This is a genomic window from Metabacillus sp. YM-086 (assembly GCF_048059995.1).
Classification (GTDB): Bacteria; Bacillota; Bacilli; order Bacillales; family Bacillaceae; genus Metabacillus; species Metabacillus litoralis_B.
In genome coordinates this window covers 63,134-77,757 of the sequence record NZ_JBLUOI010000015.1, presented here as the reverse complement: position 1 = coordinate 77,757, position 14,624 = coordinate 63,134, and the positions used below count along the sequence as shown (strand labels likewise).

The window sequence follows — 14,624 nt, the reverse complement described above, 5'->3', positions numbered from 1 at the left end:
TGTATTAGGCACGCCGCCAGCGTTCGTCCTGAGCCAGGATCAAACTCTCCAATAAAGAGTTGATAAAGCTCATAATTGTATCTTTAAAACGTTGACGTTTCTGTTTTGTTTAGTTTTCAAAGAACTACCAAGCTGAATTTCGAAGAAATTAGCAACAGGAATTATTATATCAAATAACTTCTTCATTGTCAACTTCTCTGAATATTTTTTAGATAAAACAAATGTCACTAACATTCCCTAGCGACAAGGAATATCTTATCACTTAACTTCATAGAAGTCAATAACATTTTAAATTTTTCTTGGTTATTAGAACTTTGTCTCTTCTTATTAAAAAGAGACGATGATTATCATAACACTTACTTAAAGAGAAATCAATAGTTAAAGAGAATTCTCATTCAAGCATTTTATTCATTTAAATTCATCATACTGAAAGTGTTGGAGTTCGAATATCTTAATAGAATTCCTAATTCTTTAACTATATATTTATCCTATTTAAAAAGAAATCTTCCTTTATAATGGAATAAACCTTAGTATCGCGAAATTCCCCTTTTATGTACTCATTTTTTCTAAGAGTCCCTTCATACTTAAATCCTGCCTTCAACATTACTTTTTCAGAACCAATATTATCAGTATCACATCCACCCTCAATTCGATTTAACTCAAGAATCTCAAATCCAAATTTAATGACCACTTTAATAGCCTCAGAAACTAACCCTTGTCCCCAGTAGTTTCTATTTAGAACATATCCTATTTCAGCTTTTTGATTGTTATTAGACCAATCAACAAAAGAACAAGTACCAATTACTTTATTACTTTCTTTATGTACAATCGCCCAATCTGCTGATTGACCAGTTTTGTATTTTTCAATTACTATACTGACAAAATTATGTAATGTCTCCTCTTTCGTTTTATTTACTTCCCAAGTCATATGGTGGGCAACCTTTGGATCAGAGGAAAATTCATATATATCATCTAGGTCATTAATATTAATTTTTCTTAAAATTAGCCGATTTGTTTCAAAGGATGGTAATGCTATTAATGAAGCTTCTATATTCATATCTTTTTCCTTTCATTTATCGCTAAATTATTGATTTTCTTTATCAATTATAGTAGATACTTTTCATACCAGATCCACTCTTATTTACACCTTTTTGTTTCATTACTTGACCTCTTTGTAAGCTTGCACATTCTCTTTAGGTGTAGTCATTCCAGATTTTTTTTCGAAATAAACCACCATTGCACTAATAACAGTAAGTGGTATCAAAACATATAGCCAAATCGTAGGTATCAATACCACTTATATTATTTTATCCTTAGTGAACATCCCTACTATACTTGTAAGAATTCCTCCAATTAATAATATGATGTTCATAACCATCAAACTTACTACTCCTTCTAGAGCCATAAGTTCACCAAAAGCTGGGACTAATAAAGGATAGCTTATAACAGAATACAAAATTAACCCAATCCCTACTAATATTCTCTTTTTTCTTTTTTGTTTCGTAAAAGACAAACTCAACACAATCATTATTAAAGATAATGTGATCAAGAAACTACTAGCATATTTCCCCCATAGATTATTTCTTTGAGCAGATACAGTTGGAGTTATTTAATGAACGATACTAAGTGTTAAGTTAGTTTCCTTCTTAAAACCCCTCTCGTATTGATTCTAAACTTTATAACATTATTAATGTATGATATTCGAGTTATCATAATCAGCTTACCATAAATATCCTATTAACTTTAAAATTATTGAAATAACTAAGACAAATCACTTAAATAATTTTTGGAAATATCGGCATAAGTAAAGACGGCATAACGCCGCCTTTTTATAATGAGCATGTAAACGATGCTACTGAGAATCAGTTAACGGAATTTTCATATCTAATTCTTCATATTCCTCAAAGCTTATCTTTTCCGTTACAATATATAGGTTTTCTGAGAAGTTAACATCAAATTTTGCGATATTTTCTTGATTTGGCTTATAATCAGGATAAGAAATAGGTTGAAAGTATTGTTCTTCACCATCTTTTTCCCACTTTAAACTTAGCCAATTTCTTGCTTGCTTTAGATTTCCATCAATAGAATAATGTAACCAGACCTGCCCTTCTTTCTTTTCAATTTTTGATATAACTAGTTTATTAGTAGCATCTTGATTTAAAACAATCGGTAATGATTCGTTAATTGATTTTTTTATTGAGATTGATTTGGAATCCTGTTTTGGAATATACGCTTTTAACACAAGATACTCAGGCAATTCTTTTGGAGCATGATACCATGTTGTTGTTGTATGTTTTCCAACACCATACGAAAACCAATCTAAACTTAGTCCACGGGAAGATATAGGTACAATTTCATTCCCCTTTGGATCAAGTATTTCATATATGACAGATTTATTATATAAAGGTGAGCTTCTATCAATATTACCATTTTCACTTTCTTCATATCTAATTTTAATGGCACTTTGAGAAGCAATCACTTCGTTAATTGTTAATTGTAAATGATCTTTTTTGACAACAGTTTTTGGTTCAAACCTTTTAATCTTTCCAGGCACCTGCTGTATCGGAATACTGAAATTCCAAGTACCCTTTTGCTCCTCAATCATGTTGATATTAAAACCTAGCTCAAATTGTTCAGGAAACTCCTTATACAATTCAATAGCTACAATGGCAGTACCTTTTTCATTACCTTCCTGGGGAACAAGAGTTAAATCTTTACCCTTTTCACCATTAACCGTTAGTCGATAATGACCTGTAACTCTTTCAAGTTCCTCACCAGTGGTGGACTCCGCTTCATACTCTACTAGTATTCGTGATCCATCGTACATAACATTTTGTAGAGTTACTTTGATACCATTATTCTCAACTGTCTGATTTAGTTCTGTAAACAAACTTGTTTGATCAACAAATTCGATTTGTTCTTCATGACCAGTATTTTTACGTTCAGTTGGATTCCAAGTTGAGCTCATTACAAGCAAAAAAATTAAAGCAACCGAAAATGTAGAAGCAATGATAACGGGTGTGTTTATACGTCTATTTTGTTTTATTGGCTGATGTATACTATTTAACACTTTCTCTCTATCTTTCGAGGTGAATTCTAAGTCTTTTCTTACTTCATCTTCTATAAGAATTTCCTTTAACTCAATTAATTTATTCGTCATAAAACATATCCTCCTCATTTAAGAGTGGTAGGAGTTTTTCTTTTGCCCTTCTTAACCTCGTTTTAACTGTATCAATTGGCACACCTAAAATATCAGCAGTTTCCTTTAAACTTAGCTCTTGTACATAGTATAAATAAATGGAGTCTTTATATTTCGTTGGTAATTTATTTATACTTTCCTGAATTTGTTTTTTTATATTTTTTTGTAGTACTACTTTTTCCGTACTATTTCTTTCTTCTATATCTTCTCTAGGCTTCATTCCAATTGGAATTACTCTCCGAAAATATGAAGATCTTAAATAGTCTTTACATTGATTAATAGTGATCCGGAAAAGCCATGTTTTAATGGCAGACTGTCCTTTAAATGTATGTAATTTTTTATAGCATTTAATATATACATTTTGAACGATATCCTTAGCAGCTTCTGTATTTTTTGTGTAAGTATAAGCTAATGTAGTGAGATCCGTGCCATACTGTATCATTAACTCAGTTAGGATTAGATCTAAATCGTCAGCACTAGCATACTTCAACTCCTTATAAAGCATTTCCCCATTAGGTTTCACATCTCATAACCTCCTTTCCAACTATTAGACGTTTTAAGAAGTAGCAACAGGTTCATAATTTTAAATTTCCAGTATTAGATTCTTATAAAAAATAAAAATAGTGCTGATTTTTATGTAATAAAATCAGCACTACATTCGTTTAACGTGATGGTTTTGGCGGTTGACATTCTTCACATTTACGTTGGTTATTGTTCTTAAATTTTGTAAATGTTTTTTCAAAATTGTTACCACATGAACATTTAAAAAATAACTTTTGAGAAAAACCGTGATATTCAGTCGTTAACAGCTTAGTATCAGAGTTTTTTTCAACAAATTCTTTAATTTTACCGATTGTCCAGCGTTTATTCATTAATATACACCTCCATATTTTATCACTAGGCGGAGGCTTTCTCCGTTCCATATGAACAAGGTTATTATTTCCCTAAGTAAATAATTATAGCATAAGCTGATCGATAGTACGGGATAAATAGAAAACAAGTACATCAGTCATTGTGAAAAGAAAGAGCTTGAACGCTGTTGAACCTTACTCCCCTCTTGTTCTACTAACGTTTTGTCGTTTATATGCCTGATGAACGACTTTTCTCTCTTGTTTTTCAGCGTTTTCACTCTTTTTTCTGTCCCGATTTTGCCACTATCGAGACTCATTTTGGCTATCCGCTCTTTTTTCTGTCCCGATTCGCCCACTTTCGAGACTCATTTTGGCTGCCCGCTCTTTTTTCTGTCCCGATTCGCCCACTTTCGAGACTCAGTTGCACTGCTCGCTCTCTTTTCTGTCCCTATTCGCCCACTTTCGAGACTCAGTTGCACTGCTCGCTCTCTTTTCTGTCCCTATTCGCCCACTTTCGAGACTCATTTTGGCTGCCCGCTCTTTTTTCTGTCCCGATTTTGCCACTATTGAGACACAGTTACATTGCTCGCTCTCTTTTCTGTCCCGATTCGCCCACTATCGAGACTCAGTTGCACTACTCGCTCTCTTTTCTGTCCCGATTCTGCCACTATCGAGACTCAATTGCACTGCTCGTTCTTTTTTCTGTCCCGATTCGCCCACTTTCGAGACACAATTGCACTTCCCGCTCCCTTTTCTGTCCCGATTCGCCCACTATCGAGACTCATTTTGGCTGCCCACTCTTTTTTCTGTCCCAATTCGCCCACTTTCGAGACTCAATTGCACTGCTCGTTCTTTTTTCTGTCCCGATTCGCCCACTTTCGAGACTCAATTGCACTCCTCGCTCTTTTTTCTGTCCCAATTCGCCCACTATCGAGACTCATTTTGGCTGCCCACTCTTTTTTCTGTCCCAATTCGCCCACTTTCGAGACTCAGTTGCACTGCTTGTCGTTCATATACCAGAAGAAGAACGACATTCCTCTCAAGTTTTCCCCACGTTGTCGTTCATAACCCTATGAACAACTCTCCTCACAAGTTCTTCCAACGTTTTGTCTAACATTAGAATAACCCTAGATATAATTATTAAAAAGTTCAATAGATTGTATGTTCCCACTTAATACGTTTTGTACTATTTGATTTAGTACGCCTGCTTCCCGCAATTCTTCATCTTTTAATTCAGAAAGTTGGTTAACTTTAATCCACTTAGCATCTACAATTTCATCCTCTTCAAGAGATAGAGCACCACCAGTAACCTCGGCGATAAAATGAAAAAGAAATACTTGATTGTTTGTACTGCTCATGAACTGATAAACACCCGTTGTTCCTGTTAATTTTATCTCGAGCCCAGTTTCCTCCTTTACTTCCCTATGAGCTGCTTCAAAAATGTCTTCACTGTATTCAATTCGTCCACTTGGAAAATTCCATTTATTATGTGCTGTAGGCTTATTTTCTTTTATTATTAACACTTTATCATTACAAAGAATTGATACACTAACCACTAATACAAATTTATTTTGTGACATTACGATCTCCCTGTATCTATTTTTTTACAACTACTTGTCCAATACTGTACAGCTGGTACTAAGAAATGTGAAGAATACTCTCAAAAATTGTTTTATTACGTATCAATTCAAAAAACAAATTAAGATCCTTCTTTCTTCTATAGAAAGTGTTCATATCCTTCTTTATTTAATAAACTCTTGATTACTGGGCTAAATAAAAACATAATCCTCTGTCTCTATCTTGATATCATTACAGTTTTATCTATAATGGTTAATGATATAGTTGATATAAATGTTTACTTCGGGACAGTGAACCTGTCCCTCTGTCCCATTTTATTTTAGTTTGGAGGGTTTACTATTACGTTCGGTCCACGCATATTAAAAACAGGTTTAGCTGTTGCTTTATCGATATACATATGTTCGTTGATGCATCTTGAACATGCTGTTTTTGCTGGAGTTGCGGCCATTTTAGCTATTCAGCCTTCTGTTTATCGTACTTGGAAGCAAATGGTTGATCAAATTTTGGCTAATACGATAGGAGCTACGATTTCCCTGTTTTTCATTTATTTCTTTGGAGAAAATCCAGTAATTATAGGCTTCGTTATTATCTTAGTTATCGCAATTAGTTTAAAATTAAAGCTGCAAAGTACCATTTCCCTGACACTAGTAACAGTCCTGGCTGTGATGAGTGCCGCTGGAAGTGAGGATCTATATTTTGCTTTAGAACGATTTTATATTATTTTAATCGGAACATGCACAGCCATATTAATTAACCTACTTATTTTTCCACCAAAATATAAGAAGTCATTTGTACAGCTTGTTGAAACAACATTTCAAAATATGTCATTGCTCATCAGAACTGCCATTTCCAATGAGTTAACAGAGAGCTCATATCAGGAGTATAGTAAGAATTTTAAAAAGGATATTAAAAAATTAGAAGAGCTATTTCAATTGTTTGATGAAGAAAGAGTAAAACTCGGAAGAAAGTCAAATCAGCTGCAAGTAAGAGAACTCCTTGTTTTCAGGCAGTTGTTTAAAACATTGCAAGAAGGTGCACAGCTTTTAGAAAATATCGAGGAACACTTTTTTCAAAGCAAAAAATCTGAAAAGGAAAGTCAATTTTTTGACGATCAACTTGAATACTTAATGAAGTATCATGAATTTTTACTTTTAAAATATCAAGGTAAAATAAAAGAAAAACATTCGAGCTTTGAGTATGAAGAGATGAAAGAAAGTTATGAACTTAAATTAAACTTATATATGCAAAATGCTGATCAAAATGTTCGTTTATTGATTGTCGTATCTTCTATTATTGATTATTCCTTTCATTTAAGAAGATTAGATAAATTAATTAGTCAATTACATACTCAGTAATATGGATATACTACCTGTTTTTTTGTAAATAATAAGCAGTGTTAAATAACACCGCAGGAGGCCTATAATGAAAAACCAACAAGCTCATAAGAACTCAGGTTCAGCAATGAGTCCTGGGTTTGCCGGCACTGATCCACAAAAGGTGAAACAGGAAATTCAAAAAGATATAAGTCAAGGACAAGGTGCAATGACTTCCCGAGAAGCTGGTGCAATGAACGACAATTAAAATAAAGGATTCTTCTAGTTACATTAGAAAGAAGCTCAGAGTTTTATAACTCTGAGCTTTAAGGAATTATGATCTCCAGGTTATCTAATCAACTTGTACTTCCTGAACAATTTTTTCTACTTCAGCACGACTGATCTTCTCGCGACCATCCTTTAGTGCCTTTAAAGTTTTATGAGCAATTGCCAGCGGTAAACGACAGAATAATAAAATCGTTCTTTTATTAATACTTTTGATATATTCATTTGCCATTGCTAGGTTCTCGTTAGCATAAGAAAATAGCTCATTTTGATTCCAGCCATCAGGAACAAAGCTTACTCCACGTTCATCCATATCTTCATGTTGATTACGTAAAATATTTACAGCCTGTAGTCCTCTTCCATAGCCAATTGCTAAGTCACGGTCTGTTTCAATTCCGTCATGCCACTGCCATAAATCTGATAGCATAACCCCAACTAATCCAGCAACATAATAGGTATAGTCATCCAAATCTTCACGTGTTTTTATGTCCCAACCTGCTTTTGACCACTTCGCCATTCCCATTGCCATTTCACTTGTAGCAGCTTGTACACGACTTTTCGCACCTGTAGGAGTTAATGATAGCCAATCCGCTAATCGCAATGTCACTTCAGGTAATACATCTTTATATGGCGAAACTACTTCATTATACTTTTGATTATTAAAGTTTTCTTCAAGTAATAACTGACTTACTTCCATTAGTAAATCATGCTTTACATCATTTGAGAGTTCTTGGTGATCTTCAATTTCATCTATAGCCCGCATTGCTAAGTAAGCTACTGCCACCGCATCTTTTAAATCTTTTTTCAAAAAAGTAATCGGTATATAAAATGTTCGACTTGTTGCCTTTAATACTTCCATCGCCTCTTTTTGCAATACCTTTAGTTCTTTCATTATTATATCCTCCATTTAGGTCAAACCAATTCTATATAATTCTAACGCAATTCTGGAAAAATATAAAACATAAACCTCAAAATAAAATAAGCGCAGCTTCATTTACTTCAATGAATTCACTTGCAGTCTTGTTTTCATATAGTTTAAAATAATATGCCGCATCTGACATTTTATAAAAAACCTGTTCATAGCATCGAGATACTTTTTTTTATATGTAGAACAATAGTGTAAGGCTGTTGTTATCTTTTTAAGTTAGAAATAAAAACGGGACAGTAAACCTGTCCCCTTGTCCCATCACTTTATATAACGATACTCCATCAAGCTATTCAACATTGAGACTTCCTGTAATAAGTCCTCCCCAATGTTTGTTTCTAGCACTTTCTTTCTCTCCAACTCTTTGTCTACTATACGTCTAACTGATAAAACGTCTGTTCCGTTTAAGAGAACATCTTCTTTTGAATTAAAATGTTGATGAGCAACAAGCTGCATACCAAAGGAATTATATAGTAATGTATATCCTGCAATGCCAGTGGTCGATTGATAGGCTTTCGAGAAGCCCCCATCTATCACAATCATTTTTCCATTTGCTTTTACAGGATTTTCTCCATTAATTTCTTTTACAGGAGTATGGCCGTTAATGATATGGCCTTGATCTGGATCTAGATCAAACTCTTTTAGTAGGCGGCGACATGTTTCCTCATCCTCGCGCAGGTGATAATAAGGGTTCTTTTTCTCTTTATGTGTTGCCTTGTCCTTAATAAAATATCTTTCAAAGGTTGTCATTGCTCTTTTGCCAAACAATGAAGAATATTCACCAGTCCATAAATACCATACCATATCTGTCGCAAGATCATCTGTTTCTTCAGGATGTGCAAACGAATAACGTAAATAATGTTCGAACACATCAAGTAATTCACGACCACCATAGGTTTTATCTTCAATGATCATTTTTTCCATATTTCCTTCTTCATCTAAAGGAATGCAGCCATGTATTAATAAGTTTCCGTTATATTTTAAATAAAGACTGCCTTTCTTAATAAGAAAATTCATATGTCTTGCAAGCTTTTCTGAGTGCTGAACAGAAAACAATAGCTTGTCTATTACCTGTTGTTCTTCTTCTAAGAGTTGATCAGGTTGAGCTGGATTTATCGTTGCAAAGCAGGGATTTTCAAGTGGATATGTTTGTTCATTAATTGTAATCTCGTTATTCTCATAATCTACCTTTTCAAGCAAAAGTCTTTCTGACATATTAAAATTCGAACGTCTTTTGATAATCGGACTTTCAAGCTTAAACTGAATAATTGCGATGGCTTGATGGATTTTTGTGATTTGTAATTTTTCTTCTTCCGTTATTGATTCATCTCCCTGCACCTTAGGTCTAAAGGCAGGGTTATCACCATAATATTTCTCAGCTAGATTTAGAAGCGGCCTTAGGTTGATTCCATATACGTCTTCAATGATATCTAGGTTGTTATAACGTGCACAAATTCGAATAATGTTTGCCAGACAAACCTTTGATCCGGCAAAAGCCCCAATCCAGAGAACATCATGATTTCCCCATTGAATATCAACAGAGTGATAATTAATGAGAGCTTCCATGATTTTATCTGGTTCAGGTCCACGATCATAAATATCCCCTACAACATGAAGATGATCAACAACTAGTCTCTGAGTCGTATAGGCAAGTCCGATAATGAGCTTATCTGCTTGTCCGAGAGTAATAATTTGTTGGACGATTTTTGAATAATAAGGTTCCTTAAAATTTGTAAATTCATCTGTTTTATATAGTAATTCTTCTACAATGTAAACAAACTGACTAGGTAATGCTTTACGCAATTTCGAGCGTGTATATTTAGAAGACGCATAACAAATAAGCTTAATCATGCGCTCAATAATGACGTTATACCAGTGGTGTAATTCTTGTTCATTGTCAAAATCATTTTTAATAAGCTTTAATTTTTCTTCCGGATAATAAACCAATGTGGCAAATTCTTTTATTTCTTTTTCGGTTAAAACCTTTTTAAATATGTCCTCAATTTTCTCTTTGACCTTTCCAGAACCATTTCTTAACACATGTTGAAAGGCTTGATACTCCCCGTGCAAATCACTTACAAAATGCTCTGTTCCCTTTGGTAGATTTAGAATGGCTTCTAGATTTATAATTTCAGTGACCACTTTTTCTTCACTATCATATTTTTGGGCCAGTAAATCTAAGAATTTTGTATTCAAGATATGTATCCCCTTTCACGACTTATGTTATTTATATTATAAGAAAAAGCATAGAGGGTATTTATAACGGTTATGATTTTTTTATTGTCTTTATTTGCCATTATAAAGTGTTTATTTCTACTATTCTATTAAAAGACATTTTTATTTTATCATTTTTCAGAATTTTTGGGGGTATTTTTAGAGGGTGAAAAGATAACACACTTCATTTTTAAGTACCACTTAACCAAAAAACATGCGCTATCCTATTGGACAGTGCATGTTTTTCATGTGTTTTTTATAGTGTTTCATAGATGAGATATTGAAATTGTCTATTCTTCATCCTCAGCTATCGCCTCTTTTTCAACACTAACCTCTTCCATGCTTTCTAAAATACGCTTAGCCATAAGCTTGTAACCAGTTGTATTAGGATGGAAATAATCTTCGGATAATAATTCTACATCTGAGTTACTAAAAAGATCAGCGATTGGGATATAATTTACATTTTCAAAATCCTCTGTTATAGACTTGCCAATTTCGTTCCAGTCGTTAACAATCATTTGCATTTCTTGAATTTCAGGAAAATAACGATCAAAAGGATTATAAAAACCAATATAATATATTTTAGAGTTTGGATTTAGTTCATTAATTTTACTAAAAATAGCTGTTAATCTTTCAATATATTGTTGTTCCTCTTTTTCAAAATCCTCAAGCTGAAGGTTTGTAAAATTGCTTCTAACAATCTTCATAATATCGTTGGCTCCTATTGTAACTAAAACGATATCAGCTTTTTGAATAGATGCTTCAATCTCTTTTTTCTCAAGACGTTTTAGTAATTGATCGGTACGGTTTCCTCTTTTCCCGTAGTTTTCAATCGTAACTTTTATGTTATTATTTTCAAACGTGGTATTTAAAATCCCGACATAACCACCATTTTTAGTTTCATCTCCAACACCTTGAGTGAGAGAATCACCAATCGCTACGACCTGTAGATCCTTTTCAAAAAGTTTTATAACACCTTCTACAGCTTCTTTTACCTTCTCCTTGATACCTTCTGTTATTGTATGTTTATTATTCTCATCTTCTACAATTTCTTTCTTTTCTTCATCTGCTAATTCAATTGAAACATCCTCAATCTTCACGTCTTTTTCAAGTGGCGCTTCTTCAGAAATTTTCTTATCTTCCGTGTTAGATTTTTCTGATGTTTCAACAGATTCTGTCGCTTCATTCATAATTGATGTTTCGATATTACTCTGCTTTGTTTGATTAAAATGAGAAAGAAAGAAGTATAAACTAAAGCACACTACTAGTAAACTAGCAATCGTGACTATTACTTTTAGTCTTTGCATCTATAACCACACCATTTCTAGTTGTTAAATAAATAATTGCTCATAATCATTGTGCAATGTCTCATAATTGTACTATAAAAATTCTGAAAAACTTATGGGATTTTATTCCACAACATGCTACTCCCATGTTTATGAATATTTCTTCACAAACATTAATAATTTTATTGTATTTACCCGGAACACCTATGCATTAATCATCTCATTTTTCCCTTAAAACTAAAATAAGCACGTATCCTTTTGGATAGTGCCTAGCGTTCATAAGGTATAAGAACCTTATCACTCAACTTGCCCACCAATTGATTCATAACGAATCATAGTCCAAAATCCAATATCAGAAAATCCTAATCTTTTATAGATCTTTCCTGCAGCAGGATTATCATAAAATAAACAAAGTGATTTTCCTTCAGAAAGTAATTCACTGCAAAGCTTTTCCATACATAATGTTGCATATCCTCTCCGTTCAAATCCTGGTCTTGTTCCAACTCCCATGATCATCGCAGATTGAGAATTTTCGGCTGTTGTGGATGCTGAAGCAACCATTTCTCCTTCTTCATTCCGAACAAAATAGGTTCTCCCAGTTTTACCTTTTCAGCACGTTCTCTCGCTTCAACACTAAATTCCCAGTAGCAAACTCAGGTATTGAACGTAACATCTCTACATTTTCATGATATTCTGACGACTGTAAATAGCTTGCAAGTTTTATTTTCTCCTTATCTACCTCATAACTTAAACCTATACATTTTGCGTAATATGTTTCACTATGCTTTCTTACATCTCTATGTATATATTGTTGCAGAGGCTCAATTAAATGCTTTAATCCACTGATTTCAATTCGTGATGGATTAAGATTAATAATGTCTGCAAAGCCTTTTACATCATATTGACCCTCACTAAATGGAATGTAATTTCGATCATATCGTAATAAAACAGCCATTAATTTACCACGTTCAAATTGTCCCCATAGATCTTGTATGTCAGAATCATATCCATATGCTTCAATATCACCTATAATAAATAAATTTTCTGCTGGTTTAGGACCAATTAACTTCATTACTGATTCATGATCATCTTTATTTAATTTACGAATCATCGATCTTCCCCCTATATTTCAATCTCATTTTTCGCCTTTTTCTATTAAATACCTCTCATATACTTCTTTAGCTTTATCAGTTCCTCCAGCTGGAACAACTTGTTTATGAATCTCTCTTATTAATATATATGTTCTAAAGAGCACTCCCACAATAGTTGCACATAATAGATAAATTCCAACAGGTCCAATGAAAACTAATAAACCTAATAGTCCGGCTATTATAATTGACAAAAATAGTTTCATCTCTATACTCCTAAAAATTTGAATTACTGAGGCGTTTTACTTATATCCAACTAGCAAACCAAGCAACATAGTATGCAGCCGGAATAAATAATAATTGAGCTAGAACTGTACCGACTAATTTAGAACTAACCATTGTTAAAGAATAGCTTTTCAAATAAATGTAATCACATTCTTTTTTCATGACTCGATCTGCCAAAACTGAAGCTTTAGGATCAATAAATAATGTTAGCAATATTGTCGCAATGCCGTTAATAATACCTGATGACATTAAAGCAGCTTGAGCATAATCTTCAGGAACCAACATGGATGCATAGATAGAAGAAAGTACCCCAATCGTAAAAACTGCTGAAACAATTACATTGGTAACAAAAAGCCTTTTGGGTATGGTTTTATATGTAATTCCCTTTAGATATGATAGTTTAGGCATTCTTATACATTTCATTATTTTCCTAAAACCTTTTCTATTAAATTGACTAAGAAATAATGCCACCATAGATCCCCGTTGTTTTGATAGCTGAACGATGGCTCTTGAAAAAATATTGATAAATGTTGGGAAAAGAAGAATTCCTAGCAATACTCCAATTGTGGTAACTCCAATTAAGATTCTATATTGTTCCTCTATAAAATGTAGTTTGTTCCAATCAGGTGCCTCTGCAATTAATTTTGCTGTTAGGGGTTGTTGAATCATTGTCGAAAATCTTGAAACAATGACAAGAGTACTAAATAAAGAAATTGCTGTCGCAATTAGCTTGACCCGTGTACCTGAAATCCTTGTCGAGTAAGCTAAGGTCTCTACCATTGTAATGACCATTATAAACAATGATATAATGATCAACTTACTTGTTATCAATTCCATAAATAAACTCCTTACATATTATCTTTTGCTATATTATAAAGTAAAACATTTTATAATGGGATGATAAAGAGCTCAATTTTCCATAATTTTTCATTAAGCTCGTGTGAAAGACAAAGGCTTCATGTTTGTTTTTTGCAAATCTATACCAAACCTTTTCACAAAGCTTATCCAATTGAAACAGATGTTGAGGAAAAAATATTCTCATTCATAATCAAAAAAATAAAAAAGCCATTTCCTAAAGGGACAGCATCTAGGGATTGGCTTTTTATATCAGAATAAACTGATTTATTCATTTCATGGTTGCCATATTTCTAACAGATTTCTATCTAAATCGTAAAATTTAAAAGCATCTCCAACAGATCTATCCTCGGAAATTTCATTTACTATTTCTACACCATTTTCTATGAAACGATTGTACATTTCTTGAATACGTGGAGTAATGAAGCAAACTAAAGGGTGTAGATTGTTACTCTTAACAGCATGATCCACTCTCTCTTCTCGCGTCTTGTCGGTCACAAGGAATATAGCTGGGGTCGTTTGCCTAAGACCTGGCCCCAGAATGTCACCATTATGATCTGGAAATCTTAGGATAGATCTTTGCATCCCAGGACTAACAGGGTTATGGATTGTAGGTTCACAGCCTAAGTTCTTTTGGTACCATTTAACAGACTCGTAAACATCCTTTACTAGAATATAAATGCAAGTAACACCTGTAATGTCTTCTAATCCCCCTAACTCTTTTTTCATTTGCTTATTTCACCAC

The 14,624-nt window shown here is 33.4% G+C and carries 15 protein-coding genes; 2 read left to right on the top strand and 13 right to left on the bottom strand.

Annotated elements, in window-relative coordinates; genetic code table 11:
• Positions 1-475: 475 nt before the first annotated feature.
• From ACEWK1_RS09315 to ACEWK1_RS09295, 5 genes are all read right to left on the bottom strand, one after another.
• Positions 476-1,057, bottom strand: a complete 582-nt coding sequence (locus ACEWK1_RS09315; protein ID WP_121662234.1) for a GNAT family N-acetyltransferase — start codon at positions 1,055-1,057, stop codon at positions 476-478.
• A 795-nt stretch (positions 1,058-1,852) separates the two neighbouring features.
• Positions 1,853-3,160 (bottom strand): DUF4179 domain-containing protein, encoded by a 1,308-nt coding sequence (locus ACEWK1_RS09310; protein WP_416636032.1) that lies wholly within the window; start codon positions 3,158-3,160, stop codon positions 1,853-1,855.
• Entirely contained in the window at positions 3,150-3,722 is a 573-nt protein-coding gene (locus ACEWK1_RS09305; protein WP_251406882.1) for a sigma-70 family RNA polymerase sigma factor, read from the bottom strand. Before ACEWK1_RS09305 ends, ACEWK1_RS09310 begins: the two co-directional genes overlap by 11 nt.
• A 139-nt stretch (positions 3,723-3,861) precedes the next feature.
• The gene (locus ACEWK1_RS09300) at positions 3,862-4,071 is read right to left on the bottom strand and encodes a hypothetical protein (protein WP_416636031.1); all 210 of its coding nucleotides are present in this window, start codon (positions 4,069-4,071) and stop codon (positions 3,862-3,864) included.
• A 1,106-nt stretch (positions 4,072-5,177) separates the two neighbouring features.
• Positions 5,178-5,630: an NUDIX hydrolase gene (locus tag ACEWK1_RS09295; protein WP_251406878.1), complete on the bottom strand. Its 453-nt coding sequence runs from the start codon at positions 5,628-5,630 to the stop codon at positions 5,178-5,180.
• Between the two features lie 336 nt (positions 5,631-5,966).
• Between ACEWK1_RS09295 and ACEWK1_RS09290 the strand changes: the two genes are divergently transcribed.
• Both ACEWK1_RS09290 and ACEWK1_RS09285 read left to right on the top strand, forming a co-directional pair.
• Entirely contained in the window at positions 5,967-6,983 is a 1,017-nt protein-coding gene (locus tag ACEWK1_RS09290) for an FUSC family protein (protein WP_416636035.1), read from the top strand.
• 67 nt (positions 6,984-7,050) lie between these two features.
• Positions 7,051-7,209, top strand: coding sequence for a hypothetical protein (locus ACEWK1_RS09285; protein ID WP_162987375.1), 159 nt, complete (start codon positions 7,051-7,053; stop codon positions 7,207-7,209).
• Positions 7,210-7,293: 84 nt separating this feature from the next.
• Here the strand turns inward: ACEWK1_RS09285 and ACEWK1_RS09280 are convergent, their stop codons facing one another.
• The 8 genes from ACEWK1_RS09280 to ACEWK1_RS09245 form a co-directional block, all read right to left on the bottom strand.
• A complete protein-coding gene (locus ACEWK1_RS09280; RefSeq protein ID WP_121662243.1) occupies positions 7,294-8,118 on the bottom strand; it encodes a squalene/phytoene synthase family protein in 825 nt (274 codons plus the stop codon).
• Positions 8,119-8,412: 294 nt separating this feature from the next.
• Positions 8,413-10,347 carry a fructose-1,6-bisphosphatase gene (fbp, locus tag ACEWK1_RS09275; protein WP_416636029.1) on the bottom strand — a complete coding sequence of 645 codons (1,935 nt, stop codon included), beginning with the start codon at positions 10,345-10,347 and terminating at the stop codon, positions 8,413-8,415.
• A 308-nt stretch (positions 10,348-10,655) separates the two neighbouring features.
• Positions 10,656-11,672 carry an SGNH/GDSL hydrolase family protein gene (locus ACEWK1_RS09270; protein WP_251406876.1) on the bottom strand — a complete coding sequence of 339 codons (1,017 nt, stop codon included), beginning with the start codon at positions 11,670-11,672 and terminating at the stop codon, positions 10,656-10,658.
• A 276-nt stretch (positions 11,673-11,948) separates the two neighbouring features.
• Positions 11,949-12,212 carry a GNAT family N-acetyltransferase gene (locus ACEWK1_RS09265; RefSeq protein ID WP_396653937.1) on the bottom strand — a complete coding sequence of 88 codons (264 nt, stop codon included), beginning with the start codon at positions 12,210-12,212 and terminating at the stop codon, positions 11,949-11,951.
• Positions 12,213-12,252: 40 nt separating this feature from the next.
• Positions 12,253-12,762 carry a hypothetical protein gene (locus ACEWK1_RS09260; protein WP_416636027.1) on the bottom strand — a complete coding sequence of 170 codons (510 nt, stop codon included), beginning with the start codon at positions 12,760-12,762 and terminating at the stop codon, positions 12,253-12,255.
• Between the two features lie 24 nt (positions 12,763-12,786).
• On the bottom strand, positions 12,787-13,005 hold the full coding sequence (locus ACEWK1_RS09255; protein ID WP_212134008.1) for an ATP-dependent Lon protease: 219 nt from the start codon (positions 13,003-13,005) through the stop codon (positions 12,787-12,789).
• Positions 13,006-13,045: 40 nt separating this feature from the next.
• The gene (locus tag ACEWK1_RS09250; RefSeq protein ID WP_121662247.1) at positions 13,046-13,861 is read right to left on the bottom strand and encodes a lipid II flippase Amj family protein; all 816 of its coding nucleotides are present in this window, start codon (positions 13,859-13,861) and stop codon (positions 13,046-13,048) included.
• Positions 13,862-14,155: 294 nt separating this feature from the next.
• Positions 14,156-14,608, bottom strand: a complete 453-nt coding sequence (locus tag ACEWK1_RS09245; protein ID WP_121662248.1) for a VOC family protein — start codon at positions 14,606-14,608, stop codon at positions 14,156-14,158.
• Positions 14,609-14,624 lie beyond the last annotated feature (16 nt).

Coding starts and splice junctions, on each gene's coding strand:
- ACEWK1_RS09310 (WP_416636032.1), bottom strand. CDS start 3,160: ATGACGAATAAATTAATTGAGTTAAAGGAAATTCTTATAGAAGATGAA.
- ACEWK1_RS09265 (WP_396653937.1), bottom strand. CDS start 12,212: ATGGTTGCTTCAGCATCCACAACAGCCGAAAATTCTCAATCTGCGATG.
- ACEWK1_RS09245 (WP_121662248.1), bottom strand. CDS start 14,608: ATGAAAAAAGAGTTAGGGGGATTAGAAGACATTACAGGTGTTACTTGC.
- ACEWK1_RS09295 (WP_251406878.1), bottom strand. CDS start 5,630: ATGTCACAAAATAAATTTGTATTAGTGGTTAGTGTATCAATTCTTTGT.
- ACEWK1_RS09285 (WP_162987375.1), top strand. CDS start 7,051: ATGAAAAACCAACAAGCTCATAAGAACTCAGGTTCAGCAATGAGTCCT.
- ACEWK1_RS09300 (WP_416636031.1), bottom strand. CDS start 4,071: ATGAATAAACGCTGGACAATCGGTAAAATTAAAGAATTTGTTGAAAAA.
- ACEWK1_RS09250 (WP_121662247.1), bottom strand. CDS start 13,861: ATGGAATTGATAACAAGTAAGTTGATCATTATATCATTGTTTATAATG.
- ACEWK1_RS09270 (WP_251406876.1), bottom strand. CDS start 11,672: ATGCAAAGACTAAAAGTAATAGTCACGATTGCTAGTTTACTAGTAGTG.
- ACEWK1_RS09280 (WP_121662243.1), bottom strand. CDS start 8,118: ATGAAAGAACTAAAGGTATTGCAAAAAGAGGCGATGGAAGTATTAAAG.
- ACEWK1_RS09315 (WP_121662234.1), bottom strand. CDS start 1,057: ATGAATATAGAAGCTTCATTAATAGCATTACCATCCTTTGAAACAAAT.
- ACEWK1_RS09260 (WP_416636027.1), bottom strand. CDS start 12,762: ATGATTCGTAAATTAAATAAAGATGATCATGAATCAGTAATGAAGTTA.
- ACEWK1_RS09255 (WP_212134008.1), bottom strand. CDS start 13,005: ATGAAACTATTTTTGTCAATTATAATAGCCGGACTATTAGGTTTATTA.